This is a genomic window from Stenotrophomonas sp. SI-NJAU-1, assembly GCF_020883215.1.
GTDB lineage: Bacteria > Pseudomonadota > Gammaproteobacteria > Xanthomonadales > Xanthomonadaceae > Stenotrophomonas > Stenotrophomonas indicatrix.
Genome location: NZ_CP086598.1, coordinates 1,050,733 through 1,075,600 on the forward strand (window position 1 = coordinate 1,050,733; position 24,868 = coordinate 1,075,600).

At 67.0% G+C, this 24,868-nt stretch carries 26 protein-coding genes; 9 read left to right on the plus strand and 17 right to left on the minus strand.

Annotation, left to right across the window (positions count from 1 at the left end; all coding sequences use genetic code 11):
- Window positions 1–18 precede the first annotated feature (18 nt).
- Complete coding sequence (gene murA / locus LMF57_RS04830; RefSeq protein WP_229290997.1) at window positions 19–1,293, plus strand: UDP-N-acetylglucosamine 1-carboxyvinyltransferase; 1,275 nt, start codon at window positions 19–21, stop codon at window positions 1,291–1,293.
- Entirely contained in the window at window positions 1,290–1,604 is a 315-nt protein-coding gene (locus tag LMF57_RS04835) for an EF-hand domain-containing protein (RefSeq protein ID WP_229290999.1), read from the plus strand. The genes murA and LMF57_RS04835 overlap by 4 nt, the downstream gene beginning before the upstream one ends.
- A gap of 115 nt (window positions 1,605–1,719) precedes the next feature.
- Here LMF57_RS04835 and LMF57_RS04840 read toward each other — a convergent pair whose 3' ends face one another.
- The 7 genes from LMF57_RS04840 to purM all read right to left on the minus strand — a co-directional run bounded on the left by LMF57_RS04840 (window position 1,720) and on the right by purM (window position 6,628).
- Complete coding sequence (locus LMF57_RS04840) at window positions 1,720–2,403, minus strand: DUF3108 domain-containing protein (RefSeq protein WP_117309705.1); 684 nt, start codon at window positions 2,401–2,403, stop codon at window positions 1,720–1,722.
- Window positions 2,404–2,405: 2 nt separating this feature from the next.
- The gene (locus LMF57_RS04845) at window positions 2,406–3,203 is read right to left on the minus strand and encodes a DUF3108 domain-containing protein (protein WP_117309706.1); all 798 of its coding nucleotides are present in this window, start codon (window positions 3,201–3,203) and stop codon (window positions 2,406–2,408) included.
- A 68-nt stretch (window positions 3,204–3,271) separates the two neighbouring features.
- Window positions 3,272–3,928: a phosphoribosylglycinamide formyltransferase gene (purN, locus tag LMF57_RS04850; protein WP_117311849.1), complete on the minus strand. Its 657-nt coding sequence runs from the start codon at window positions 3,926–3,928 to the stop codon at window positions 3,272–3,274.
- Window positions 3,925–4,536 (minus strand): DUF2238 domain-containing protein, encoded by a 612-nt coding sequence (locus LMF57_RS04855; protein WP_229291358.1) that lies wholly within the window; start codon window positions 4,534–4,536, stop codon window positions 3,925–3,927. The genes purN and LMF57_RS04855 overlap by 4 nt, the downstream gene beginning before the upstream one ends.
- Window positions 4,537–4,630: 94 nt before the next feature.
- Window positions 4,631–5,053 carry a hypothetical protein gene (locus tag LMF57_RS04860; protein ID WP_117309708.1) on the minus strand — a complete coding sequence of 141 codons (423 nt, stop codon included), beginning with the start codon at window positions 5,051–5,053 and terminating at the stop codon, window positions 4,631–4,633.
- Complete coding sequence (locus LMF57_RS04865; protein ID WP_229291359.1) at window positions 5,050–5,484, minus strand: hypothetical protein; 435 nt, start codon at window positions 5,482–5,484, stop codon at window positions 5,050–5,052. Before LMF57_RS04865 ends, LMF57_RS04860 begins: the two co-directional genes overlap by 4 nt.
- An 85-nt stretch (window positions 5,485–5,569) precedes the next feature.
- Window positions 5,570–6,628, minus strand: a complete 1,059-nt coding sequence (gene purM, locus LMF57_RS04870) for a phosphoribosylformylglycinamidine cyclo-ligase (RefSeq protein WP_229291001.1) — start codon at window positions 6,626–6,628, stop codon at window positions 5,570–5,572.
- 112 nt (window positions 6,629–6,740) lie between these two features.
- On the opposite strand from purM, the gene LMF57_RS04875 reads away from it, so the two are divergent.
- The 3 genes from LMF57_RS04875 to hda are packed head-to-tail and all read left to right on the plus strand — an operon-like array spanning window position 6,741 to window position 9,744.
- Window positions 6,741–7,868 (plus strand): DUF2066 domain-containing protein, encoded by a 1,128-nt coding sequence (locus LMF57_RS04875; protein WP_229291003.1) that lies wholly within the window; start codon window positions 6,741–6,743, stop codon window positions 7,866–7,868.
- A complete protein-coding gene (locus LMF57_RS04880) occupies window positions 7,865–9,037 on the plus strand; it encodes an AI-2E family transporter (protein ID WP_117309712.1) in 1,173 nt (390 codons plus the stop codon). The genes LMF57_RS04875 and LMF57_RS04880 overlap by 4 nt, the downstream gene beginning before the upstream one ends.
- Window positions 9,037–9,744, plus strand: coding sequence for a DnaA regulatory inactivator Hda (gene hda / locus LMF57_RS04885; protein WP_208081687.1), 708 nt, complete (start codon window positions 9,037–9,039; stop codon window positions 9,742–9,744). The genes LMF57_RS04880 and hda overlap by 1 nt, the downstream gene beginning before the upstream one ends.
- Window positions 9,745–10,264: 520 nt before the next feature.
- Here hda and murU read toward each other — a convergent pair.
- The 4 genes from murU to LMF57_RS04905 form a co-directional block, all read right to left on the minus strand.
- Window positions 10,265–10,975, minus strand: coding sequence for an N-acetylmuramate alpha-1-phosphate uridylyltransferase MurU (gene murU, locus LMF57_RS04890; RefSeq protein ID WP_208082449.1), 711 nt, complete (start codon window positions 10,973–10,975; stop codon window positions 10,265–10,267).
- 11 nt (window positions 10,976–10,986) lie between these two features.
- Complete coding sequence (locus LMF57_RS04895) at window positions 10,987–12,012, minus strand: phosphotransferase (protein ID WP_229291009.1); 1,026 nt, start codon at window positions 12,010–12,012, stop codon at window positions 10,987–10,989.
- Between the two features lie 64 nt (window positions 12,013–12,076).
- Complete coding sequence (locus LMF57_RS04900; protein WP_025874000.1) at window positions 12,077–12,346, minus strand: GlsB/YeaQ/YmgE family stress response membrane protein; 270 nt, start codon at window positions 12,344–12,346, stop codon at window positions 12,077–12,079.
- 69 nt (window positions 12,347–12,415) lie between these two features.
- Window positions 12,416–13,909 (minus strand): M20 family metallopeptidase, encoded by a 1,494-nt coding sequence (locus LMF57_RS04905; protein ID WP_033830531.1) that lies wholly within the window; start codon window positions 13,907–13,909, stop codon window positions 12,416–12,418.
- A gap of 237 nt (window positions 13,910–14,146) precedes the next feature.
- On the opposite strand from LMF57_RS04905, the gene LMF57_RS04910 reads away from it, so the two are divergent.
- From LMF57_RS04910 to LMF57_RS04925, 4 genes are all read left to right on the plus strand, one after another.
- Window positions 14,147–14,434 carry a helix-hairpin-helix domain-containing protein gene (locus LMF57_RS04910; RefSeq protein WP_229291360.1) on the plus strand — a complete coding sequence of 96 codons (288 nt, stop codon included), beginning with the start codon at window positions 14,147–14,149 and terminating at the stop codon, window positions 14,432–14,434.
- Window positions 14,435–14,771: 337 nt separating this feature from the next.
- The gene (locus tag LMF57_RS04915; protein WP_229291010.1) at window positions 14,772–15,839 is read left to right on the plus strand and encodes a L,D-transpeptidase; all 1,068 of its coding nucleotides are present in this window, start codon (window positions 14,772–14,774) and stop codon (window positions 15,837–15,839) included.
- Window positions 15,840–15,856: 17 nt separating this feature from the next.
- Window positions 15,857–16,582, plus strand: coding sequence for a murein L,D-transpeptidase catalytic domain family protein (locus LMF57_RS04920; RefSeq protein WP_117309715.1), 726 nt, complete (start codon window positions 15,857–15,859; stop codon window positions 16,580–16,582).
- A 34-nt stretch (window positions 16,583–16,616) separates the two neighbouring features.
- Window positions 16,617–17,225 (plus strand): HutD family protein, encoded by a 609-nt coding sequence (locus tag LMF57_RS04925; protein WP_099842051.1) that lies wholly within the window; start codon window positions 16,617–16,619, stop codon window positions 17,223–17,225.
- A gap of 175 nt (window positions 17,226–17,400) precedes the next feature.
- Here the strand turns inward: LMF57_RS04925 and LMF57_RS04930 are convergent, their stop codons facing one another.
- From LMF57_RS04930 to LMF57_RS04955, 6 genes are all read right to left on the minus strand, one after another.
- Window positions 17,401–19,005, minus strand: a complete 1,605-nt coding sequence (locus LMF57_RS04930) for a sulfite reductase subunit alpha (RefSeq protein ID WP_229291012.1) — start codon at window positions 19,003–19,005, stop codon at window positions 17,401–17,403.
- Complete coding sequence (locus LMF57_RS04935; protein ID WP_229291361.1) at window positions 19,002–19,973, minus strand: FAD:protein FMN transferase; 972 nt, start codon at window positions 19,971–19,973, stop codon at window positions 19,002–19,004. Before LMF57_RS04935 ends, LMF57_RS04930 begins: the two co-directional genes overlap by 4 nt.
- Before the next feature lie 55 nt (window positions 19,974–20,028).
- Complete coding sequence (locus LMF57_RS04940; RefSeq protein WP_229291014.1) at window positions 20,029–20,832, minus strand: DUF4198 domain-containing protein; 804 nt, start codon at window positions 20,830–20,832, stop codon at window positions 20,029–20,031.
- A gap of 77 nt (window positions 20,833–20,909) precedes the next feature.
- Window positions 20,910–21,428, minus strand: a complete 519-nt coding sequence (locus tag LMF57_RS04945) for a DUF2271 domain-containing protein (RefSeq protein WP_032975835.1) — start codon at window positions 21,426–21,428, stop codon at window positions 20,910–20,912.
- Between the two features lie 40 nt (window positions 21,429–21,468).
- Window positions 21,469–22,104 (minus strand): PepSY-associated TM helix domain-containing protein, encoded by a 636-nt coding sequence (locus tag LMF57_RS04950; RefSeq protein ID WP_229291015.1) that lies wholly within the window; start codon window positions 22,102–22,104, stop codon window positions 21,469–21,471.
- Between the two features lie 235 nt (window positions 22,105–22,339).
- Entirely contained in the window at window positions 22,340–24,760 is a 2,421-nt protein-coding gene (locus tag LMF57_RS04955) for a TonB-dependent receptor (protein WP_229291016.1), read from the minus strand.
- Window positions 24,761–24,868: the final 108 nt, after the last annotated feature.

The following is a 24,868-nucleotide window of genomic DNA, read 5'->3' on the forward strand; positions in this document are numbered from 1 at the left end:
GCAGAAGATCCCCAATACATGGCCAAGATCGTTGTGACCGGCGGCGCTGCGCTGCACGGTGAAGTAAGCATCTCCGGCGCCAAGAACGCCGTCCTCCCCATTCTCTGCGCGACCCTGCTGGCCGACGCGCCGGTGGAGATCACCAACGTGCCGCATCTGCACGATGTGGTCACCACGGTGAAGCTGCTGGGCGAACTGGGCGCGAACGTGACCATCGACCAGGGCACGCTGTCGCGTGGCAGTGCGATCGTGGTCGACCCGCGTCCGGTCAACCAGCATGTGGCGCCGTATGAGCTGGTCAGGACCATGCGCGCCTCGATCCTGGTGCTGGGCCCGCTGCTGGCCCGCTTCGGCGCCGCCGAAGTATCGCTGCCCGGCGGCTGCGCGATCGGTTCGCGCCCGGTCGACCAGCACATCAAGGGCCTGCAGGCACTCGGTGCCGACATCGTGGTCGAGAACGGCTTCATCAAGGCCACCGCCAAGCGTCTGAAGGGTGGCCACTTCACCTTCGACATGGTCAGCGTGACCGGTACCGAGAACGTGCTGATGGCAGCGGTGCTGGCCGAAGGCACCACCATCCTCGACAACGCGGCGATGGAACCGGAAGTCACCGACCTGGCGCATTGCCTGATCGCGCTGGGCGCGAAGATCGAAGGCCTGGGCACCGCCCGCCTGGTCATCGAAGGCGTTCAACGCCTGTCCGGTGGCCGCCATGAAGTGCTGCCCGACCGCATCGAAACCGGCACCTTCCTGGTGGCTGCAGCGATGACCGGTGGCAAGGTCACCGTCAATCGCGCGCGCCCGAACACCATGGACGCGGTGCTGGCCAAGCTGGTGGAAGCCGGCGCGACCATCGAGACCACCGAAGACAGCATCACCCTGGACATGCACGGCAAGCGGCCGAAGGCAGTCAACCTGACCACCGCACCGTATCCGGCGTTCCCGACCGACATGCAGGCGCAGTTCATGGCGCTCAACTGCGTGGCCGACGGCGTGGGCGTGATCAACGAAACGATCTTCGAGAACCGTTTCATGCACGTCAACGAGCTGCTGCGCCTTGGCGCGGATGTGCAGGTGGAAGGCCACACGGCCATCGTGCGTGGTCACGAGCGCCTGAGCGGTGCACCGGTGATGGCAACCGACCTGCGCGCGTCAGCGTCGCTGATCCTGGCCGGCTTGATGGCCGATGGCGATACCACCATCGATCGCATCTACCACCTTGATCGCGGCTACGAAAACATCGAAGAAAAGCTGTCTTCGCTCGGCGCCACCATCCGGCGCGTGGCCGCATGATCCTGCGCGGCAAATTCAGCCGTCGCCGCAAGGCGCTGCTGGTGCTGATGCTGATCGTGCTGGCGTGGCTGGGCTATGCCTGGTACGCCAACATCGCCATCACCAAGGGCATCGAGCAGAAGGACATGGACTGGAATGGCGACGGCACGGTAACCCGTGACGAGATCATCCAGTCGTTCTACGCGGTTGCGGTGAACGACAGCCAGGACGGCAACCGCCATTGCCGCACGTTCGTGCGCCGATCCACGGGCGAGCAGATCCGGGTCGACTGCCGCACCGAGTTCAAGCCGGCGGAAGAAACGAAGAAATGAAAAAACGCCCGCGAAAGCGGGCGTTTTTGTGTGCGGGGCGTGAATCCACGCTTGGCGTGGATCGACGTTGGGCGGTAGCGCCGGGCCATGCCCGGCGAGCGCGCAGCGCGATCGGTCAGTTCATCGACTTGATGGTAAGGTCCAGCGCATCGCGGCCGCTTTCACGCTGCAGCATGCGCGCCGGCACGGGGAACTCCGGCACGATCCAGGCAATCAGCTCCTTGTTGCCGTCGACGCGCGAGACCTTGGTCGCCTCGTAGCTCTTGCCGCCAACGGTGACCGCTTCCTTGCCAACCACGCGGTAGGTCATGTTCTTGATGCGGCCCTCGTCGACCATGCGATAGGTCAGCGGCTTGCCGGCAGCCAGGTCGCGGGCGATGGCCAGGTTGATCAGCAGCGCGTCCATGTCGCCGGACTTGAGGGCGATCGGGCCGGCGCGATCCGGCTTGATGTCGCCGGTCCAGGTGGCCTGGTTGCTGGTCCAGTTGTAGTTGGCCTGCACATTGCGCTTCTTCACCAGCAACGCGGAGCGGTCCTGGCTGCTGAGCGGACGCAGCTGCCCACGCACCTCCTCGAACACCGTGCTCTGGCTCAGGTCCGCCAGCTGGTTCTTGACCTGCAGGCTGTAGCGCCACTTGTTGGCACCTTCGCTGGCCAGGGTCATGCTGCCATTGGCCTGCATGCCCATGTAGCTGGCCAGGTAGTCGGCCTTGAACGGCTGCAGGGCCATGGCCGGCAGGCTGGCCACCGACAATGCGGCAGCGGCGATCCAGGTCAGGGGGCGGGTCAGGGTGTTCATGCTCAGACTCCTTGGTATTCGATCAGGCGCAGATCGACGCGATCTTCGCCATCTTCGCGTTGCAGGATGCGCACCGGGGTGGGGACACCGTTGGCGATCCAGAGAATGGTTTCATTGTTGCCGCCGTTGGTGCGATACACCCGCAGCGCGTTGTAGGACAGGTCGCCGACCTCGACGTTCTCGGTCTGCGGCGCGGCCTGGTAATCGTGCTGGCGCACCTTGCCCATGTCGACGTAGCGATAGTGCATGGCCGCGCCGGGACGCGCGTCGCGCATGATCGCCAGGTTGATCAGCAACGCGCTCTGGTCCCCGGCCTGCAGTGGAATCGGCTGGGCGCGCTTCTTTTCCACGTCGCCGCTCCATTGCGCGGTACCGGCCTGCCAGTTGTAGGTGCCGACCGCCTTCTTGCCCAGGAACAGGCCCTTGCGCACCGTGCTCTGGCTGAGCGGCGCATACACACCGCTGCGCTCCTCGAACACCGTGCTCTGCTCGATGTTCAGGCCCAGCACACTGGCAAAGCCGCGGCGGCCGACCACCTGCATGTCCACCCGCCACTGGCTGCCGCCGGTGTGGGTGACCTGCATGGTCGCATCGCCCGCTTCCTTGCCCTTGTAGAACGCCTGGTAGGTCGCGCTGAACGGCTGCAGCGGCGGCGGCTCCCAAGCCAGGGCGGGCAACACCGGCGGTGCCACCTCGGCAGGTGCCGGCGCAGCAGGCGCTGTTGCCTGGCCCCAGCCCGCACAGGCGAGGACGGCAAGCGGCAGCAGCAGAGTTGTACGCAGCAGGGACGTGGTCTTCATGGCCGACAGGAACCGCAGGAGGGGAGCAGGATGCCAGCCCCGCAGTCAGCGGGGCGTGTGCACGGGCGTTACCGGTTCAGGTTTCCGGCGGAATCTAGAGCCAAGGGGCTAAACAGGGGGTGACCGTCGAGCGTCGGCTGGCCTTCCCGTTCAGCCAGGCGCCCCGCACAGAGCAGTTCCAGGGTGGCGATCAGCAGGGGATGCTCCACCGCAAGCACGCGTTCGGCCAGGGTCTGCGCATCGTCGCCGGCAAGCACCGGAACCCGGGCCTGCGCCAGCACCGCGCCGGCATCCAGTTCCGGCACCACCAGATGCACGCTGGCGCCGTGCTCGACGTCTCCGGCCTCAAGCGCCCGTGCATGGGTGTGCAGGCCCTTGTGCAGCGGCAGCAGCGAGGGGTGGATGTTGACCAGGCGACCATTGAACCGCTGCACGAAATCGGGGCCGAGGATGCGCATGTAGCCAGCGCAGACGATCCAGTCCGGTCTGGATGCTGCCAGCGCATCACCCAGTGCCAGCTCGTAGGCGGCGCGGTCGCTGAATTCCTTCGGCGCATGCCCCCAGCGCCGATCCGTTGCCACCCGCTCCAGTGCGGCGGCAGCGGGACGATCGGAGAACACGCCGACAATCTCGGCCTGCAGTCGCCCTGCCGCGATGGCGTCGACAATGGCCTGCAGGTTGCTGCCGCGCCCGGATGCCAGCACGGCGATTCGGCGGATGCTCATCGCACCGCGCTCCGGCGCACCAGCGGCCACAGCAACAGGCTGCCCAGGGTCGCCAGCAGCATGTCCGCATGCGCGTCCCACATGTCGCCCTGCTGGCCGTTGTAGGCTTCGGCCGCTTCCGGCGACAGGGCAAGGGCGATGCCCCATTCCAGCCACTCATACACCAGGCTGGAACACATCACCGCCATCAGTGCCAGGGTGAATGCCTGGCCGATGCGCAGCGCAGGCCAGGCATGTCGCGCCAGCTGCAGCAACGCCGGGGTGAAGCAGACGCCATAGAGGAAGTGGATCAGGCGATCGAAGTGGTTGCGCTGCCAGCCAAACGCTGCGTCCGGCGACCATCCCAGCAGCGCCTGCAACCACGCGTCATACGGCACGTTGGAATACAGCCAGCGCGCGGCCACGCAGTGGATGGCGATGAAGCCGCAGATGGCGATGAACGCACCGTTGCCCAGCTGCCAGCGCCGGTTCACCCACCAAAGCGCCAGCAGGCCGATCACGGTCAACGAGCTGTGCAGGGTCTGCTCGAGCGGCCACAGCGGATGGATCCAGGTGGCGGCGAATATGCCCAGCACCGCGGCCAGTGCGGCCTTCTTCGGTGCCGACAGTGAGTGGGTGGCCCGGTTGCGGGCGAGCGTGGGGGCAGCGGGCGTGGACATGTCGGGGCGATCAGCAGAGGAGACGGAACATGCGCTTGCCAGCTCAGACGCTGACGTGGTCGCCGCGGTCGAACAGTGCGGCGATCTCCGGCTTGCGCAGGAAATACACCGCGTAGGCGGTGAGCGCCATGCCCAGCGGGCCGGCCATCACCGCTGCCCAGGCCGCGCCGCGGCACCAGGCCAGGTGGCTGCGCTGGCCAAGCAGCCGCGCGGTGCGCAGTTGCAGGAAGCCCAGCCCGATGGCCAGCAGCGATACGGCGCCGTACACCGTCGCCAGCACGGCGCCGTCGTCCATGCCGCGTTCGAAGGCGACGATGCCGACAAAGCCGAGGAACACCAGCGCTGCCAGCCAATGGAAGCCGGCCAGTGCGTAGAACAGGATCTTCAGGGTGTGCAGGTGGCTTGCGGTCTGCAGGTCCGCCAGGGTCTGCCGTGGCAGCGGTGGCGGGTTCATTCCATCGCTCATGCCACACCCGCCTGGCCAGCGAAGGCGGCCTTCACCTGTGGGCGCAGCAGCACGACCAGGGTGAACACGCCGAGGATGGTGCCGATGGGGGTGAACAGGCACGACAGCCCGGCCACGATCATGCACAGCAGGTAGCGGCGCTGCTGCGACAGGCAGCGGCCGGCATAGGCCACGAAACCTGCCAGGGTCAGCCCGCCGAGCACGATGCAGACGCCCATCACGGTGAACAGCCAGCCGACGACCTGCTGCTCCTCCGGCGATGACGGTTCACCGCCGGACTTCATCGGCAGCGAGCCGGACAGCATGGCGATGCCCAGCACGATGTGCAGGACGAAGACCAGCGAGAACACCGCCATCAGGCCAGCGACCACATAGTGGCCGATCGCCAGCTGGCGCAGCTGGGTGGCGTCCTGCGGGCCGAACACCGGCATGGCCGGGTTCGGCGGCAGCACCGGCGGAGCCGGCGGCGTCGACAAGGGAGGAGGTGCGTCCATGCGGGTTCCTTTGTCCAGTGGGTCAGGCGATGTGGACGCGTTCGCCGCCCTGGGCGGTGACCACCTGGCCGATCGTCCAGTGCTCCAGGCCTTCCGCCTTGACCGCAGCGGATACGGTCTCGAGCTGCTCCGCAGCGACGATCAGCACGAAGCCGATGCCGCAGTTGAAGGTGCGCCACATCTCGCTGTCGGCCACCGCGCCTTCCTTCTGCAGCCACTGGAACACCGGCGGCAGGGTCCACGACGAGGCCTGGATGTCCAGGCCGAGGCCTTCGGGCACCACGCGGATGATGTTCTCGGTCAGGCCGCCACCGGTGATGTGGGCCATGCCGTGGATGGCATCGCCGTGCGACTTCAGCAGCGACAGGATCGGCTTGACGTAGAGGCGGGTGGGGGCCATCAGCGCATCGACCAGCTTGACCCCGCCTTCCAGTTCCAGCTCGGCCGGGCGGCCGGCGCGGTCGTAGATGCGACGGACCAGCGAATAGCCGTTGGAGTGCGGGCCCGACGAGGCGATGCCGATCAGCACGTCGCCGGCGGCGACATTGGCGCCGTCCTTCAGTTCGCTCTTTTCGACGGCCGCGACGGTGAAGCCGGCCAGGTCGTACTCGCCCGGCGCGTACATGTCGGGCATCTCGGCGGTTTCGCCGCCGATCAGGGCGCAACCGGCCTCGGTGCAGCCATTGGCGATGCCGCCCACGACCGCGGCGGCGGTGTCGATGTCCAGCTTGCCGGTGGCGAAGTAGTCCAGGAAGAACAACGGCTCGGCGCCCTGCACCAGCACGTCGTTCACGCACATGGCGACCAGGTCGATGCCGATCGTATCGTGGCGGTTCAGCTGGTGGGCCAGCTTCAGCTTGGTGCCGACGCCGTCGGTGCCCGACACCAGCACCGGCTCGCGGTACTTGTTGGACAGGTCGAACAGGGCGCCGAAGCCACCCAGGCCGCCCATCACCTCCGGACGGAAGCTGCGCTTGACCAGGGGCTTGATCCGCTCGACCAGTTCGTTGCCGGCGTCGATGTCGACACCCGCGTCACGGTAGGTGAGGGGAGAAGGGGCGGAAGACGGGGTGTTGGTCACGGGCGTCGGCGCTGGCAGGGGTTGAATCGCCGATTTTAACAGGCCGCATTGGCGCAAAGGCCGTATTCGGGCAACAATTCCCCCCGGATACGTCGAGCCAATGGATGTCCTGATGCGCCGCAGCCTGTTTTTGACCCTGCTCCTTGCGCTGTGCCTGCCGGTGGCCACGATGGCCCAGAGCGGCATGCGAACCGAGGGGGATGTTGCCACTGCCAGTGGTGCGTACGAGGCCGAAGTGCCCGTCAACAGCCAAGCCGAGGCTGACCGCAACGGTGCACTTGCCCGCGCGTTGAGCGTGGTACTGGGCAAATTGTCCGGTGATCGCAGCGTCATGTCGCGCCCTGGCGTGGTCCAGGCGCTGCGCAATGCCAAGGACTATGTGGCCAGCTACGACTACAGGCAGGACCAGAGCGTGGGCGCCAGCGGTGCGCCGAGCTTCCGTACCCTGCTGGTCGCGCGCTTCCGCGAGGATGACGTGGACGGGCTGGTGTCGGCCCTGGGCCTGCCGCTGTGGCCGCAGCCCCGGCCGAAGCCGGTGCTGTGGCTGGCCGTCGACGACGGCAGTGGTCCGCGCCTGGTCAGCGTGCAGCAGGCCAATGCCGCGCGGCCGTTGCTGAGCCGGGCCATCGAGCGCGGTTACAAGCTCGGCCTGCCCAGTGGTGGCGCCGCAGAACAGGCCCTGGCCGGTGCCATCTGGCGCCAGGACAGCGCCGCAGTCGCGCGGGCCTCGTCGCGCTATTCGCCGCCGATGCAGCTGATCGGCAAGCTGTACCGCGCCAATGGCGGCTGGCAGGCGGACTGGGTGTTCGTCGACAACGGCCGGGAACTGAACAAGTGGACCAGCAAGGACGCCAACGCCATGCGCGCGATGGCCGCCGGTGCCGATGGCGCTGCCGACGCGCTGGTCAAGCGTTATGCCAAGGCTGGTGCGGCCACCGGCCAGGCGGGCACCTACCGCGTGGTGGTGACCGGCATCAACAGCGCCGACGACTACCTGCGCCTGGCCGCCGGCCTGCGTGAAGTGGCCGTGGTACGCAACGTCACCCCGCTGCGCGCGACCGCCGACCATCTGGAACTGAATCTGGAAATGACCACCGGCCTGGCCGGCTTCAACCGCATGCTCGGCGACAACGGCGTGCTGGTGCCGTCGGCGACACTGCCGGCCCTGCCGACGCCGATCGACGACACGACCGGTGCACCGGCACCGGCGCCGGTCAGCAACGAGTACCGCCTGCGATGATCCTGTCCCCGGAAGCGGAAATCGCACAGTTCCTGCGGCGGTTGAAGTTCATCCTGCTGGCCGGCCTGATCGGCTGGGTCGTGTGGCTGCTGGCGCCGATCCTGACGCCGTTCGTGCTGGCGCTGGCGCTGGCCTGGCTGGGCGATCCGCTGGTGGACCGCATCGAGGACACCGGCCGCTCGCGCATGACCGGCGTGGTGCTGGTGTTCGTGGCGATGGTGCTGGTGATCGTCGCGCTGCTGCTGGTGCTGGTGCCGATGATCGAGCGCCAGATCAGCACCCTGATCGCCGCGGCCCCGCAGGCGCAGGCCTGGCTGATGGAGAAGGGCATTCCCTGGTTCGAGCAGAAGACCGGGCTGGAAGTGATGCAGTGGATGGATCCGGACCGTGTGATTGAATGGGTGCGCAGCCATTGGCAGCAGGCCGGCGGATTCGCCACGACCTTCATGGGCTACGTATCGCGCTCGGGCTTCACGGTGGTGACCTGGGTGGTCAACCTGCTGCTGCTGCCGATCCTGGCGTTCTACTTCCTGCGTGACTGGGACACGCTGGTCGAACGCGTGGCATCGGTGATCCCGCGCAACCAGATCGGCACGATCACCACGCTGGCACGTGAATCCAACGAGGTGCTTGGCGCCTTCATCCGCGGGCAGTTCCTGGTGATGCTGGCGCTGGGCGTGATCTACGCCGGTGGCCTGTCGCTGGTCGGGCTCAAGCTGGGCCTGCTGATCGGCCTGATCGCCGGCCTGATCAGCTTCATTCCCTACCTGGGCGCGACCACCGGCATCCTGATGGCGATCGTGGCCGCACTGGTGCAGGCGCAGGGTTTCGACCTGAAGCTGCTGATCCTGGTGGGCGTGGTGTTCACCGTCGGCCAGCTGCTGGAGAGCTACGTGCTGACCCCGCGCATCGTTGGCGACAAGATCGGCCTGCACCCGGTGGCGGTGATCTTCGCGGTGATGGCAGGTGGCCAGCTGTTCGGCTTCCTGGGCATGCTGCTGGCGCTGCCGGTGGCGGCGGTCAGCAATGTGCTGTTGCGCTATGCGCACCAGCGTTACCGCCAGAGCGAGCTGTACGCCGGCGAGAAGCCCACGATCGTGCTTGATGGGGTGATCGACCAGCCCCATCTCATCGTGCCTGGCAATGACAAGGGTCCGGAACTGAAGTGATTGGTGTGCCGCAACTTCCGCTGGCCCTGCATTACCCGCGGGACCAGCGGCTGGAAAGCTTCATCGGCGCGCCGGACGGCGCGCTGGCGCAGCTGCATGCCATCGCGGTAGGGGCCAGCCACGACTGGGTGTACCTGGAAGGCGCGGCCGGCACCGGCAAGACTCACCAGGCGCTGGCGATGTGTTCCAGCGCCGAGCAGGCCGGGCGCCTGCCGACCTATGTACCGCTGACCAGCGTGATCGGCCGGGTGCGGGTAGCGCTGGAAGGGCTCGAGCAGCGCGAGCTGGTGGCGCTGGATGGCCTGGATGCGGTGGCAGGCAATCGTGAGGACGAAATCGCGCTGTTCGATTTCCACAACCGCGCGCGCGCTGCCGACGTGACGGTGCTGTACACCGCACAGAAGTCACCGGGCGAACTGGGCCTGGTGTTGCCGGACCTGCGTTCGCGCCTGGGCCAATGCGTGCGCGTGCTGCTGCAGCCGCTGGATGAGGAAGGCCGCGCGGCGGTGTTGCGCGAGCGCGCGCTGCGCAGGGGGCTGGCGATCGACGAGGCCGCCATCGAGTGGCTGCTGTCGCACACCGGGCGCGAGCTGGGTGGGCTGATCACGTTGCTGGACTGGCTGGATCGCGAATCGCTGGCGGCGAAGCGGCGGATCACCGTGCCGTTCCTGCGCCAGGTGCTGGAAGAAGGCCGTCCTCGTTACTGAGGGTGGGGTTTGTTTGCAGGGCTGCCGCCCTGCACCCGCAGAAGCAACGTCAACGTCAGAAGCTGGCTATCCGTGGGATGGCGGGGCGGCTCAGGTTGCGGGGGACGGCGCAAGTACGTCCCTGTAGCCTCGGTCGCGCCATCCATGGCGCTCACGCCCCCGCAACCTGAGCCACCCCGCCTTCGACAGGTTCCCGCGATCTGTCGGGTCGGCGTTCTGCACTGCTGTTGGTGGGTGTCGACCTTGGTCGACACGTGTCTTGCTTCTAGTGGGTGACGACCGTTGGTCGTCACCAGAGCAAGCGCAGCGAAGCGACCCGCTTTTGCTTTTCTTTTTCTTTTTCCGTGGTTGGACGCACACGGAAACTGTCAGAGGTCGGGCGGGGTGGGTTGCGCAGGGGCGTGAGCCGCATGGATGCGGCGACCGAGCTTACATGGACGTACTTGCAGCGTCCCCTGCGCAGCCCATCCCGCCCGGCCAAGCAAGGCTTCTGCTTCAGATGCGACCAACCACGAGGGGCTCAGCCGTTCGCAGCCAACTCAACATCCAGCGCGCGCAGGCGATCCACCGTCCCGACATCGGTCCAGCGCCCGCGATGGTGCTGCCCCGTCATCCGCCCCTGTGCCATGAAATGCTTCTGCAACGGCACCACCGAAAACTTCGGTGGCACATGCTCGCTGCCCGGTGCCTCACCGATCACCGCGCGCCAATCGGCCACGATCGACGGACGATAGACGCCGATGCCCGCATAGGTCAGGCACGGGCCTTCGCGGTCATGGTGCAGTACACCGTGCGCGTCCAGCCGGTAGTCGCCATTGGGGTGCTGCGCCGGGTTGTCGACCAGCACCAGATGCGCTTGGCCGGCCGGTTCACGCGGCAGCGTGGCGAAATCGAAATCGGTCCAGATATCGCCGTTCACTACCAGGAACGGATCGTCCCCCAGCGCCGGCAGTGCATTGAGGATGCCGCCACCGGTTTCCAGCGGGGTATCGCCTTCGTGCATGAAATGCAGGCGCAGGCCCCACTGGCTGCCATCGCCCAATGTGGCCGGAAACTGCTCGGCGAGCCACGCGGTGTTGATCACCACGTCGTGGATGCCGAGCGCGGCCAACCGCTGCAGATGCCACACGATCAGAGGTTTGCCGGCCACCGCCAGCAGTGGCTTGGGCGTGTGCAGGGTGAGGGGGCGCATGCGCTCGCCCAGGCCGGCGGCGAAAATCAGTGCCTTCATCGACGCGGCCTTCAGCGCTGAACGCGCATCGGCGCGGCCAACTCGGCCAGTGCCGGTTTGATCCGCGTTTCCAGCAACTGCTGCAGGGGCGCCAGTTCGCGGTAGCGCGGCAGCACTTCATCAAGGTAGTCGATGAAGCGCGGCGCATCGTCCAGGTAGTGGCCCTTGTTGTCGCGGTAGCGCAGGCGGCAGAACAGGCCGAGGATCTTCACGTGGCGTTGGATGCCCATCCAGTCGGCATCGCGCAGGAAGGTGGCACGGTCGGGTACCGGCAGGCCGGCATCGCGTGCGCGCTGGTGATACTGCGCCAGCCATTCGTCCACGCGCTGCAGCGGCCAGCTCAGGAAGGCATCCTTGAACAGACTTATCGCGTCGTACGCGATCGGGCCACGCACCAGGTCCTGGAAATCCAGCACCGCCGGGCCGCCATCCACCGGCATCAGGTTGCGCGGCATGTAGTCGCGGTGGGTCATCAGCTGGGCCTGGCCCAGCGCGTTGTCCATCAGCCGACGGTGCACCAGCTGCAGCCCTTCGATCTCGCCGCAGTCCAGTTCAAGGCCAAGATGGCGTTGCAGGAACCACTCGTCGAACAGGCCGGCATCACGCTGCAGCAGCGCTTCGCCGAACTGGCCGAAATCGGCCGGCACCGGAATGGCCTGCAGGCGCAGCAGCTGATCGATGGATCGGCTGAACCACGCGTCGGCATTGCGTTCGTCGAGGATCTTCGCCAGCGTCGGGCCGCCCAGGTCTTCCAGCAGCAGGAAGCCGGCGTCGAGGTCCTGGGCAAGCAGGGCGGGCACGCGCAGGCCGTGATCGTGCAGCAGGCCGCGCATGCGCAGCCACGGCGTGGGGTCTTCCAGCCCCGGCGGGGCGTCCATCACGATGTGGCTGCCGCGCTGGCTGGTGGTGCGCCAGTAGCTGCGCATGCCGGCGTCGACCGAGGCGCGTTCGACCACGGCGTTGCCATCGTCAAGCTGGGTACGGGCCCACTGCAGGCGCTGTGCGCTGCGCTGGGGATCAGAGGCGGGTTCGGTCATGCAGGCATATCCGGGCGCGCCGGGCGCGCCAACGTCGGGGCAGAATGGAAAAGAAGATGGCGGCTCAGCGGCGGCCGCTGAACAGGCGCAGGATCGCCAGCACGACCACCGCACCCAGCACCGCGCCGAGGAAGCCGGCCGGTTCACCGGGCGCGTACCAGCCCATGTACTGGCCGAACCAGCCGGCCAGCAGCGCGCCGATGATGCCCAGCACGATGGTCAGCAGGCAGCCCATGCGGTTGTTGCCGGGCATGAAGAAGCGTCCCAGCAGGCCGACGAAGAAGCCGACCAGGATGATGTAGAGCCAGCTGGTGCTGCCAAACAGACCGTTCATGCGATCAGTGCTCTGGAAGGTTGGACGCAGCCTAGCAAGGCCGGGCTGCGTCCGTCACTGCGTGCTGGATCAGCAGCAGCCGTGGTCGCCGTGGCGGGTGCCGCTGTCGGCGGCCACCGGCGAACCGCTGGTCTCGCCACGCAGGCTGGCCGCGTAGTGCTCGCTGATCACCTTGGACACGCACGCGGTGACCTTCTTGCCCATCGGGATGTGCAGGAACTCGTTCGGGCCGTGGGCATTGGAGTGCGGGCCGAGCACGCCGGTGATCATGAACTGGGCGCCCGGGAACTTCTCGCCCAGCATGCCCATGAACGGGATCGAGCCGCCTTCACCCATGTACATCGCCGGCTTGCCGAAGAAGGTCTGGCTGGCATCGTCGATGGCCTTGGTCAGCCACGGTGCCATCGCCGGCGCGTTCCAGCCGGTGGAGGCCTTTTCCAGGTCCAGGGTGACCTGCGCGCCGTTCGGCGGATCGCGCAGCAGCGCTTCCTTCAGCAGTTCGCCGCAGGTCTTGCCATCGGCAGTGGGCGGCAGGCGCAGCGACAGCTTCACTGCGGTATGCGGGCGCAGCACATTGCCGGCCGATTCCAGCGGCGGCATGCCGCCGATGCCGGTCACCGACAGCGCCGGGCGCCAGGTGCGGTTGAGCACCAGCTCGGTCAGGTCGTCGTTCATCGGCTTGAGGCCATCGACCAGCGGGAATTTCTCGAAGATCGCGGTGTCGACCACGTCGGCGGCACGCTTGGCCTGTTCCAGGCGCTCGGCCGGGATCTCCACGTTCATGCCGTCGATCAGGATGCGGCCGGTGTCCTGGTCCTCGATGCGCGACAGCAGCTGGCGCAGCAGGCGGAAGCTGGACGGCACCACGCCGGAGGCATCACCGGAGTGCACGCCTTCGTTGAGCACCTTCACCGAGAAGTTGCCGCCGGTCAGGCCGCGCAGCGAGGTGGTGCACCACAGCTGGTCGTAGTTGGCACAGCCCGAATCCAGGCAGACCACCAGCGACGGCTTGCCGATGCGGTCAGCCAGATGGTCCACGTAGGCCGGCAGGTCGTAGCTGCCCGACTCTTCACAGGCTTCGATCAGTACAACGCAGCGGGCATGCGGCAGGCCTTGGGCCTGCAGTGCCAGCACGGCGGCCAGCGAGCCGAAGATGGCGTAACCGTCATCGGCACCGCCACGGCCATACAGCTTGTCGCCGCGCAGGACCGGGGTCCACGGGCCCAGATCGTCGTCCCAGCCGGTCATCTCCGGCTGCTTGTCCAGGTGCCCGTAGAGCAGGATGGTGTCGTCGCCGGTTTCGGCGCCGGTAGCCGGAATTTCCAGCAGAATCAGCGGGGTACGGCCTTCCAGGCGTACCACTTCGACCTTCAGGCCGGGCAGGTCCTGGGCCTTGGCCCAGGTTTCCATCAGGGTGACCGCCTGCTCCATGTAGCCGTTCTGCACCCAGTTGGCGTCGAACATCGGCGACTTGTTGGGAATGCGGATGTAGTCGACCAACTGCGGGACGATTTCGCTGTCCCACTTGTCATTGACGAATTGGCCGAGCTTGGCGCTGTCCATCTGAAACTCCGGTTGCATGGCTGATCCGCCCATTCTACGCCTCGGCCAAGGGTAGGGTTTTCCCTACATCACGTCGGGTATTTGGCTGGCTTTTAGAAATCCGTGAACCCTATACGCTGTGTGCATGTGGTGACGGACACTGTTTCGACCGACGGGATTGCCGGTCGGGACGGTCAGAACCACAAGGAGATACACGTCGTGCCTTGGTTTGTCGTGTTAAGGGCGCTGGTGCTGGGAATGTGGATCGCGGGAGCGCAAGCTGCCGAGCCGATCGACATCAACCGGGCCGATGCCCAGGCGCTGCAGCAGGGATTGACGATGGTCGGGGCCGCCAAGGCTGCGGCGATCGTCGAGCACCGGCGCAGACACGGCCCGTTTCACCGCGTCGAGGACCTGACGCAGGTGAAGGGGATAGGGACATCGATCGTCGAACGGAATCGACGACGGATCACCGTTGGCAACACGATGTTGCCCGCGGATCCGGTACCCGGATCGGTACCGGTGCGAACCGTACCCAGGCGCTGACAACAGGAATCGTCGGAATCTGCAGGATGCAGGTTCAATGGCTGCGGACAGGATGGCTGCAGCCGCCGACCGTCGCAGGGATGCGGCACCAATCACCAGGATGGTGGCATCACAGACCTGTGGAAGGGGCTGAGATACAAACAGGACAGACGCGGCCGCGTGCAGGATGCAACGCCGCCCCCGCTTCGCAGGATGCGAGGGGGTGGCAGCAGGCCGACAGGGACGTGACGATTGCCCGGTACGACACATGGCTGTGTCGCCGGGCAATTTCTTTTGGCGCGGCTGCGACGTGCCCATGGTGTACGGTGGGGCCTTCGCATGGAATGGAACCTGCTGGATGCACCTGCACCGTTTGACCTTGATGCTCGCCGTGGCCTTGGCACTGCCGTGCGCCGCACAGGCGGCCGCACCCTCCAAGCCTGTCGTGGCCACGACTTCCGAAGTACGCGGGCCGACCGACCTCAAGCCGGGCGAGTACCTGTGGCATCCGGAAGTCTCGCCGGCCGGTCCGATCGTGCTGGTGGTGAGCCTGGATGAGCAACGGGCTTACGTGTACCGCAATGGCATTGCCATTGGCCTGACCACGATCAGCTCGGGCAAGACCGGCCATGAGACGCGGACCGGTGTGTTCACCATCCTGCAGAAGGACAAGGACCACCGCTCCAACCTCTACAACAGCGCACCCATGCCGTACATGCAGCGGCTGACCTGGGACGGCATCGCCCTTCACGGCGGCAGCCTGCCCGGGCACCCGGCCTCGCATGGCTGCGTGCGCCTGCCGCAGGCCTTCGCCCAGAAGCTGTTCAGCGAAACCAAGCGCGGCGATACGGTGGTCGTGGCCGATGCCAAGAGCGCGCCGATGACGCTGGCCTATCCGGCGGTGCTGGCGCCGGTGAATGCACGCGGCCAGGCCCTGCCGGAAGGCGAGGGCGGTTCGCCTGACAAGGCCTGGTGGGATGATGCGGCCGCACCCAGTGGCCAGGTCGGCATCCTGGTCAGCCTGCACGACCAGCGCCTGTACGTGCTGCGCGATGGCGTGATGATCGGTGAGTCGCCGCTGAAGGCCGACGCGCTGCCAGCGTTCCAGGGCACCACCCTGTTCGTGATGGGCCAGGGTTACAGCGATACGCCCAGCCCGCTTGACGCGCAGCAGCGCATGCACCAGTGGACGGCCTATCCGCTGCTCGGCCAGGACCGCGCCCAGGCCACGCCGGACCTGCTGGCCACGCCGTCGTTGCCGATGGCCCTGCCGGCTGATTTCGCCCGCCAGCTGTACGAGGTGCTGGTGCCGGGCACGACCCTGCTGGTGACGTCGCTGCCGGCGGTGCGCCCAAGCGCGGCTGAATCGGGAATGCAGCCGGTCTTGGAATCGGAGCCGCCAGCGTCCACCCTCAAGGGATCCTGAGACCTCCCTACGTGCCCATGTCTGCTTCCCGCCTGTGCCGGCTGGCCGCCCTTGGCCTGCTGGCAACCACTGCCAGTGCCCCGGCCTGGGCACAGACGCCCATTGCCGCCATCAGCGCCGACGACCTCGCCGCGCAGCTGGCACGCACCGCGCCCAAGGCCGACCGTCGGGTTCTGCAGTTGGCTGCCCACGCCATGCGCTGTGCACTGCAGCGGCCGGAGCTGGGAGTCAGCAGTGAACGCCTGAGCGTGATCGATTACTCGCGACCGTCCACCGAGCCGCGGATGTGGGTCTTCGATCTCGCCCGCCAGCGGCTGTTGTTCGAGGAGTGGGTGGCCCACGGCCGCAACAGCGGCGAGAACCGCACCGAACATTTCTCCAACCGCGATGGCAGCTTCATGTCCAGCATCGGTGCGTTCACCGCGCAGGAAACCTACATGGGCGGCAACGGCTATTCGCTGCGCCTGGCAGGGTTGGAGCCGGGGTTCAACGATCGTGCGCGCGAGCGCGCCATCGTCATCCACGGTGCGCCGTATGTGAATCCGTCCACTGCGCAGTTGCAGGGGCGGTTGGGGCGCAGCCTGGGCTGCCCGGCGGTGCGGTTGTCGGTGGCCAAGCCACTGATCGACGCGCTGCGAGGCGGCACGATGGTGTTTGCCTATTACCCCGACAAGGACTGGCTCAAGCACTCGCAGCTGCTGGGTGGCGATTGCGGTACGGCTGCGGGTCTTGCAACGCGTTGATGCGTTGCGGCGCGCGGCATGATGCAATGCGCGCATGAACATCGACTCCCTGCTGCAGACCCCGAGCCAGGTGATTTCCAGCCTGGATTACCGCCGCGAACGCTGGCGCAACGGCCTCGGCTGGACCCGCGAGATCCTGCGGTTGCCGGCGCAGGGTGATGACTGGGCGTTGCGCCTGTCGGTGGCCGAGATCGAGCAGGACGCCGCGTTTTCCGCATTCCCGGGCGTCGAGCGCGAACTGGTGCTGCTGCAGGGCAATGGCGTGCGCCTGCGTTTCGAGGACGGCCGTGTAGCCGAGGTGCTGCCACCGCATGGGCGCGTGCGTTTTGCCGGCGAATCAGCGCTGCATGGCGAGCTGGTGGACGGCACCACCCACGATTTCAACCTGATGTGGAAGCGCGGACTGCTGCAGGCCGAGCTGCTGCATCGTCCACTGGTCGGGCCGATGTTCTTCTTCTGCGAGCCGGGCGTGGCCTGGGCCCTGCACCTGTTGGGCGGGCAGGCCACGTTCGGCGCGGACAGTGGATTGCCCGCGATGCAGGCCGGCGATACCGCGTGGCTGGCCGCCGGTGAGCGTCAGCGGCATGCATTGCAGGGCGGTGGCGAGTTGCTGGCGATACGGGTGAGCGCGGCGGGCGGCTGAGCCAGCCTCGGCGCCCGGAAGCAATCATCCACGCATGGCGTGGATCTACTGCAGCATGGTTGTCACCCTGGATCCGCGTAGATCCACGCCATGCGCCGATATGGCAGCCGATGCCGCAGCAGGGTGCCAACCAAGGTTCGCACCCACCAGGAGGCAATTCGCCCCAAACGTTCGCTCAATACACGTCGCGCCGGTAACGACGGGCCAGCAGCAGCGCTTCCTTGCCGTCGGCACCGAGCACCTGCTCGATCACCGCATCCACTGCCGGGGCCATGCCCTGCAGGCTGCCGCAGACCAGGATCGTCGCGCCGTCATCGACCCACTGCCGCAGCGTGGTTGCTTCGGCCAGCAGGCGATCCTGCACGTAGCGATGTGCGCCGCCATCACGGCTGAACACCGTATCCAGGCGGGTCAGCGTGCCGTTGCCGAGCATCGCCTGCAGTTCATCGCCGAAGTGGAAATCATGCGCGGCCGAGCGTTCGCCGAACAACAGCCAGGTGCGGGCACCACCAATGCGTGCGCGTTCGTGCAGGTGCGCGCGCAGGCCGGCGATACCGGTGCCGTTGCCGATCAGCAGCAGTGGAACATCGGCGGCGACGCCATGGAAATTCTCGTTGCGGCGCAGTCGCACCTGCAGCGTTTCGCCGATGGCGGCGTGGTCGCACAGCCAGCCACTGCCGATGCCCGGCGTGCCATCGGCACGCAGCTGCCGGCGCAGCAGCAGTTCCACCGCGCCGTCGTCCATCACCGAGGCGATGGAGTATTCGCGATGTGGCAGGGGCTGCAGTGCCGCCAACAGCCCAGGCAGATCGCCTGCTGCAACCAATGACGGCAGGTGCGAGCGCGCAACGCGGGCGAGCAGCGTAGTGCCGTCGTCCAACACGGTGTCCGCATCGAAGCCCTGCGTCTGCAGCCAGTCGCGCGTGCTCTGTTCGGCATGCTGCGGACCGACCTCGGCGATGTCACCGGCCTGCCACTGCGCGCCGCTGCCGGTCGGGGGCTGCAGGCGCAGCCAATAGACCGGACCACCGGCACTGCCGGGGTTGAGGTGGGTACGCTGCAGCAGCGTCCACGGCTGGTACTCGGCCGGTGTCCAATCGGGAAGTTCGCTCGCGCCGCCGCCGAGCTGGCCAAGCAGTTGCTGCCAGTGGCGCAGGGCAGCTGGATCGGCGTTGTCGACTTCAATGGCATCGAACAGCGGATGTGCTCCGTGCTGGCGCAGCCAGTCGTGCAGCTGGTGGCCGAACGCGCAGAAATGCCCGTAGCTGCGATCACCCAGTGCGAGCACCCCGTACTGCACGTGCTGCAGCGGCGGCGGCGTGCTCATCACCTTGCGCAGGAAGGGCAGGGCGTGGTCGGGCGCATCGCCTTCGCCGGTGGTGCTGACGATGAACAGTACACGCGCGCTGCCCGCCAGCAGGGTGGCATCGACCTCATGCAGACCGCGCAGGCGCACCGGCATGCCGGCCGAGCGCAGAGCCTGCGCACTGCGCTCGGCCAGTTCGCGGGCGAAGCCGGTCTGGCTGGACCAGACCAGCAGCAGCGGTGGGTTGCCGTCTTCGGGCGTGTCGTGGCGCGGACGGCTGCGCCACCACAGCACGCCACACGCCAGCAGATACAGCGCGGTGGCGGCCAGCGCGATGCCCCATTGCCGGGCCGGCGGTGCACCCTGCCACCACGCTTCGCCCAGGTGCAGACGCAGCAGTGCCCCGCCGATCACGGCCAGCAGGGCCAGCACCATGACGTTGCCAACGGTCGCGCGCGGGAAACGCATGCTCATCCAGCCTGCCCATCCAGCAGCTGCTGGAAGGCGCTGCTGAGGGTTTCGCGTGGGCCGGTGGTGGTGCGTTCCAGATAGCGCGCGGCCAGCCCCTTGCGCTCTGCGAGCGCGATGCCCGCGTCGCGGCCGAGCACGGTCAGCGCGGTAGCCCACGCGTCAGCGTGCATCGCGTCGCTGGCGACCACGGTGACGGCGGCTGCGACCTGCCGTACCGGCGTGCCGCTGCGCGGGTCAAGGCTGTGGCTGTAGGCCACGTCATCGTCGTGATAGTGGTGCCAGCGATCGCCGGAGGTGGCCACCGCCTTTCCGTCCAGCGCCAGTACACGCGGTGGCGTATCGGTGTGGGCATCTTCTTCCGGCGCCGACTCCACCAGCACGCGCCACGGCTGGCCGTCCGGCTTGCGGCCGTAACCGGCCAGTTCCCCACCGACTTCAATCAGTGCGGCATCGACACCCTGGCCGCGCAGCCAGGCGGCGACGTGGTCGACGCCGAAGCCCTTGGCGATTGCCGAGAGATCCAGCTCCAGGCCACCGGGCTGCAGCAGCGCCTCGTCCTGCCAGTGCAGGCGCTGCCAGCCGCAGCGTGCGCGGGTTGCCTGCAACGTGGCGGCATCGGGTGCGCGCCGTGCGCCGGCATGGGCGCCGAAGCCCCACAGCGCCACCAGCGGGCCGACGGTGGGGTCGAACGCCCCGCCGCTGGCTGCAGCGATGGCCTGCGCGCAGGCCAACACATGGCGTGTCTCGATGGGAAGCACGCAGTACTGACCTGCGTCGGCACGGTTGTAGCGGCTCAGGTCGGAACCCGCTTCCCAGGTGCTCATCTGTGCCACCACGTCATCCAGACGTGCCTGGATGCCAGCATGCAGTGGATGCAGGTCGCGCTGGCGCGGTGCGACCAGTGACACGCTCCAGGTGGTGCCCATGGTGGTGCCGCCCAGCCGGGCGATGTCGAGTGCGGTAGAGATCATGGGCATGCGTGGCAGGCTGCGATACCAGGGCGCGCCGGGTATCGCAGCGCTGTCTTTACTGCGGCAGCACTTCCAGCGTGGCGACGTAGCTGAGGCGGCGCTTGGCGGCCTGCTTGACCGAGGTCTTCTTGTCTTCGGTGCCGGTTTCCAGCCAGTACATGCCGGCTTCCGGCCAGGTCACCTTGATCTCGCCCTTGGCGTCGCTGGTCAGCTTCTGCTCGTCCTGCGCGTTGCGGTAGCGGGTGCCGCCGCGCACGATCTCGAACTCCAGGCCTGCGGTCGGTTTGCCGTCGACCAGTACGCGGAAGGTGGCTTCCTCGCCGGCGAACAGGTCGTTCGGGTGACCGACGGCCACCAGTTCGATGCCGCGGTTGGTCGGCTTCAGCGCGGTGTCGTTCGGCGCCCCGTTGGTGACGAAGGTCTCCACGCGGCCGACCGACTGGCTCACTTCCAGCTTCTTCGCATCCTTGGGCAGTTCGCCGAAGGTGGCGGCGGTACCGCGCCAGCGCTTGCGCTCGCCGTTCAGTTCATAGGTGGCCGACAGGCCGTCGTTGACCGAGGCGATGCGGTAGGTGCCCTGCTGCTTCAGCTCGACGTCGAACACGCTGCGGTACTTGCCGGTGGCCGCGTTCTGCGCCTGCACCATGCTGCCGTCCGGGGCGGTGATCACCACCGATTCCAGGCGCAGCGGCACGTGATTGAAGTAGAACAGGTCGTTGGAGACCGCACCGTCGACGGTGATCCACGGCGCGTTGCCGGCGATCACGGTCTGCGAGGGCAGCAGCCAGGCCTTGTGGGCCAAGGCAGAGAAGGGAAGGGCAGCGGCCAGAGCGGCGGCGAGGACGAGCGTGCGCTTCATGCGGAAGACTCCAGGAAGGATCGGGTGCGTTGCGACAGGACGGTGGGAATCACGACTTGATCCCCGCTGTCCCCTTTTCAGGGTTTGACGGCGAGGGTGACCTGGCCCAGTTCGGTGGCGCCCTGCGCGCGGCCGTTCTGTGCGGCGGTGGCCGGCCAGGTGAAGGGAATCTTCAGCAGTTCACGGCCGCCGACTTCACGCACCGCTTCCACCACCAGGGTGTAGTTGCCCGGGGCCAGCTGCTTCAGTGCGGGCTGCTTGTCGTTGAACGACAGCGCGTGCTTGCCGGCCGGGCGGGTCGGGCCGGTCACGCCGTCCACCGGCACCTGCAGGGTGCGGCCGCTCTTGCGCCACCACTGGCGCAGGTCGGGCAGCCATTTGGTGCCATGGCCTTCGCTGTTGCTGGTCTGCTGGTACCAGACCGACAGGTTGGCGGCGACCTTCTGGTCGGCGCCTTCCAGCCACACCGCCACATACGGGCGGTGGTACTCGGCCACGTTGAGCTTGGGCACTTCGACGTTGATGTCGAGGGTGGTGGCGTAAGCCGGCGAGGTGGCCAGCAGGCCGCTGAGGGCGATGGTCAGGGTGACGCGCATGGGGCGGCTCCGGAAGAACGGATGGAAGTCACGGTGGAAGTCAGTGGATCAGCAGCAGGGCGATCAGCAGCGGGATCATCAGGCCCAGGCCGACCAGTGGCCAGGTCATGCGTCGCTGCCGCGCATGCAGGTGCAGCAGGAACAGGCCGGTGATGCAGAACACCAGGCAGGCCACGGCGAACACGTCCAGGAACCAGCCCCATGCGGGGCCGGCATTGCGGCCCTTGTGCAGGTCGTTGAGATAGGACACCGCGCCGCGCGAGGTGGATTCGTACTCCACCGCGCCGGTTTCGCGGTCGATGCTCAACCAGGCGTCGCCGCCGGGGCGTGGCAGTGACAGATAGATTTCCTCGGCCGACCATTCGGCGGGTCGACCGCCAATGGAGATGCCCAGCTGATCGTCGAGCCATTGCCGGGCCGGGCGTGGCAGTGGTGCATTGCCGTCCTCGCGGGAGCCCAGGCCGCCGAGCAGTGCGGCCGGCAGTTCCAGGTGCTGGTTCTGCACCTGTGGCTTGGCCTCGATCTTTGCTGCATGGTTCAGCGTCAGACCGGTCACCGCGAACAGCAGCATGCCGATCAGGCAGACCGCAGAGCTGATCCAGTGCCACTGGTGCAGGGTACGCAGCCAGAAGCCGCGGCTCTGCTGCTGCACGGTGGAAGATGCGGGACGGCTCACGGCACGGTTCGGGACGGATGAATACTGGTCATTACATCATTGATGAGAATTGCTCGCAATTAGATGTCGTTGTGTATCCCTGAAGGGGTAGTGCCGGCCGCTGGCCGGCAATCCCATGCCACCTGAGAACATCGCGCGGTTGCCGGCCAGCGGCCGGCACTATCACGGTTCGGTGGATCCACGCCATGCGTGGATGGAGAGGTGCCGACCAAGGTCGGCATCCACCAGAGCAAGGTCAGAACTTCGCGTTGAGCGAGATCCAGTAGCTGCGGCGCTGGTCCTTGGTGGCGTAGTCGTCCACGCAGTTGTATTCGCTGGGGCTGGTCAGCAGGCACGACTGCGAGACGAAGTTCTTGTCGAACAGGTTGTTGACCCGCGCGTTGACCGTCAGCCACTGCGTGGCCTTCCAGCTGCCACCGAGGTGGAAGAGGGTGTAGTCCTCGTAGTAGCGGGTGTGACTGGCACCAGCGGCATCAAGGATCGTGTCGCGGTAGCGGTCATAGCGGCCTTCGCCGATCAACGACAGGCTGATGGCATCGTTGAGCTGCCAGTTGAGGCTGGCGTTGGCCATGTGCCTGGCCGGCATGGTGCCGGTGATCGGCAGGCCCTTGCCGGAACCGGCGGTCTGCTCGCTCTTGGTCCAGGTGTAGTTGCCGCGCAGCTGCAGGGTGTCCAGCAGGTCGACGTGGCCGGCCAGTTCTGCGCCACGTGTCTCGGCCTTGTCGATGTTCACGCTCTGGGTGAAGGTGCTGTAGCCCAGCGACGCCCAGCCCGGCCCGATGTCCACGCAGTAGCCACTGCCGACCGGCGCGACTTCACAGTTGGGGAATGTGCCGCCGCTGGCGATCTTGTCTTCGAACCTGTTGATGAAACCGGTGACGTTGAAGCCCCAGCGCTGGCCTTCGTAATAGGCGGCCAGCTCGTAGTTGGTGCTGGTTTCCGGCTTCAGGTTCGGCGAGCCCACCAGCGGCAGCACGCCCTGGCCACCAAAGCCGGTGATGCCGGGGAACAGCTGGTCCGGACGCGGGGTCTTGTAGCCGGTGCTGACGCCACCCTTGAAGGTCCAGGCATCGGTGGCATTCCAGACCAGGTAGCCGCGCGGGCTGAGGTGGCTGCCGAAGATGTTGTGGTCGTCGTAGCGCAGGCCGAAGGTGGCGGTCAGGGTGTCGGTCAGCGACCAGTTGTCCTCGGCGAACAGCGCCCACATGCGGTGCTTCTGTTTGGTGTTGCTGCGGTAGCCGGCACCGTCCATGCCGAACACGCCGTCCACCATGTCGGTGTCGTTGTACTGGCCGCCCACGGTCAGCTTGTGCGCACCGAAGTCGAGGTCGAGCATCGTGTCCAGCACGTAGCCTTCCAGTTCCATGGTGCGCAGCGGCCGCGGCAGGAACGCCTGCAGGCGTGCCTGTTCGCTGGCGTTGAGTGCGGCCAGGCCGTTGTTGCGGCCGGCGGCACAGTTGTTGGCGGCACCGGTGCGGCGGCAGACGTCGTTCCACAGGGTCTGCAGGCCGGCGCGCTCGTCCAGCGTCAGCGGCAGCGAGCGGCCGAGGTTGTTGCTCTTGCTGTGGGTCAGCGAGGTCTGCCAGGTGCCGAAGCTGTAGCGACCTTGATGGGTCAGCGAGAGCTGGTCGCGCTCATAGCGCTGGTAGGCGGTGTAGCCCACGCGCGGCTGCACCACGCGGCGGGTGACGGTGCCGCTTCCATTCGGGTTCGGCACCACCGCGTTGCCCACGCGCCACAGGCTGGCCAGGCTGTCGAGGGTGCCGGTCTGGCCTTCGCTGTTGTCGTACTTCTGGCGTGAGACGTCGTAGTCCAGCCACAGTTCGTGGTCGTCGTTGACATGGAAGTTCAGGCGCACGCCAGTGTTCCAGTTGGTGTTGGCCACCGATTTGCCGCCGCCACCGAAACCGATGCTGCGTTCCCACAGCGTGCCGTCGGGCAGGGTCAGTGCATCCCATTCGGGATTGGATGCCTTGGCGTCGTAGTAGCTGCCGCGCACGGCCAGGCCCAGGCGATCCTTGACCAGCGGGCCGCTCAGGTACAGATCGGTGCTGCGCGCGTCGCCGAACTGGTCGTCCTGCTGCACGGTGAAGCCCTGGGTGACCGCACCGTGCCAGCTGTCCTGGTTGCGGCGGGTGATGATGTTGATGACGCCGCCCATTGCATCCGAGCCGTACAGCGTGGACATCGGGCCACGCACCACTTCGATGCGCTCGATCGCATCCAGCGGCGGCAGGTAGGCGAACTGGCCACCACCGAAGTTGTTCGGATACAGCTGGCCGGCGTTGCTCTGGCGGCGACCGTCGATCAGCACCAGGGTGTACTCCGACGGCAGGCCGCGCATGGAGATGGTGGCGCGGCCGTTCTTGTCGGTGGCTTCCAGGCCGACGTCGATGCCTTCGACGTCGCGCAGGGCGTCGACCAGGCTGGTGTAAGGGCGCTTGCTCAGCTCTTCGCGGCTGACCACGCTGATGCTGGCCGGTGCATCGACTACCTTCTGCTCGAAACCGGAGGCGGTCACCACCACCTTGTCCAGCGTCTGCGGCGCGCCGCTGGCGGCACCATTGGCGTAGGCGGGCGCCGCGACCGCAGCCAGCACAGCGCTGGTCAACAGATGTCGGGACAGGGACGAACGGACACGATGGCGCTGGGCCATGGCAGATACCTCGAAGGATGTAGGGCAGCGCGATGCAGGGCGCGGAACGCGCACGGCAGGGCAGGGATGGCCCGGTCACGGGCGGCAGGGGCGAAACAGGCAGCGGCG

Coding starts and splice junctions, on each gene's coding strand:
- LMF57_RS04875 (WP_229291003.1), top strand. CDS start 6,741: ATGCGCCGCAGCCTGTTTTTGACCCTGCTCCTTGCGCTGTGCCTGCCG.
- LMF57_RS04840 (WP_117309705.1), bottom strand. CDS start 2,403: ATGAACACCCTGACCCGCCCCCTGACCTGGATCGCCGCTGCCGCATTG.
- LMF57_RS04930 (WP_229291012.1), bottom strand. CDS start 19,005: ATGAGCATGCGTTTCCCGCGCGCGACCGTTGGCAACGTCATGGTGCTG.
- murU (WP_208082449.1), bottom strand. CDS start 10,975: ATGAAGGCACTGATTTTCGCCGCCGGCCTGGGCGAGCGCATGCGCCCC.
- LMF57_RS04915 (WP_229291010.1), top strand. CDS start 14,772: ATGCACCTGCACCGTTTGACCTTGATGCTCGCCGTGGCCTTGGCACTG.
- LMF57_RS04835 (WP_229290999.1), top strand. CDS start 1,290: ATGATCCTGCGCGGCAAATTCAGCCGTCGCCGCAAGGCGCTGCTGGTG.
- LMF57_RS04955 (WP_229291016.1), bottom strand. CDS start 24,760: ATGGCCCAGCGCCATCGTGTCCGTTCGTCCCTGTCCCGACATCTGTTG.
- LMF57_RS04865 (WP_229291359.1), bottom strand. CDS start 5,484: ATGCCGGTGTTCGGCCCGCAGGACGCCACCCAGCTGCGCCAGCTGGCG.
- LMF57_RS04860 (WP_117309708.1), bottom strand. CDS start 5,053: ATGAGCGATGGAATGAACCCGCCACCGCTGCCACGGCAGACCCTGGCG.
- LMF57_RS04935 (WP_229291361.1), bottom strand. CDS start 19,973: ATGATCTCTACCGCACTCGACATCGCCCGGCTGGGCGGCACCACCATG.
- LMF57_RS04945 (WP_032975835.1), bottom strand. CDS start 21,428: ATGCGCGTCACCCTGACCATCGCCCTCAGCGGCCTGCTGGCCACCTCG.
- LMF57_RS04880 (WP_117309712.1), top strand. CDS start 7,865: ATGATCCTGTCCCCGGAAGCGGAAATCGCACAGTTCCTGCGGCGGTTG.
- murA (WP_229290997.1), top strand. CDS start 19: ATGGCCAAGATCGTTGTGACCGGCGGCGCTGCGCTGCACGGTGAAGTA.
- LMF57_RS04910 (WP_229291360.1), top strand. CDS start 14,147: ATGTGGATCGCGGGAGCGCAAGCTGCCGAGCCGATCGACATCAACCGG.
- LMF57_RS04920 (WP_117309715.1), top strand. CDS start 15,857: ATGTCTGCTTCCCGCCTGTGCCGGCTGGCCGCCCTTGGCCTGCTGGCA.
- LMF57_RS04905 (WP_033830531.1), bottom strand. CDS start 13,909: ATGGACAGCGCCAAGCTCGGCCAATTCGTCAATGACAAGTGGGACAGC.
- LMF57_RS04895 (WP_229291009.1), bottom strand. CDS start 12,012: ATGACCGAACCCGCCTCTGATCCCCAGCGCAGCGCACAGCGCCTGCAG.
- LMF57_RS04845 (WP_117309706.1), bottom strand. CDS start 3,203: ATGAAGACCACGTCCCTGCTGCGTACAACTCTGCTGCTGCCGCTTGCC.
- LMF57_RS04925 (WP_099842051.1), top strand. CDS start 16,617: ATGAACATCGACTCCCTGCTGCAGACCCCGAGCCAGGTGATTTCCAGC.
- LMF57_RS04900 (WP_025874000.1), bottom strand. CDS start 12,346: ATGAACGGTCTGTTTGGCAGCACCAGCTGGCTCTACATCATCCTGGTC.
- purN (WP_117311849.1), bottom strand. CDS start 3,928: ATGAGCATCCGCCGAATCGCCGTGCTGGCATCCGGGCGCGGCAGCAAC.
- LMF57_RS04940 (WP_229291014.1), bottom strand. CDS start 20,832: ATGAAGCGCACGCTCGTCCTCGCCGCCGCTCTGGCCGCTGCCCTTCCC.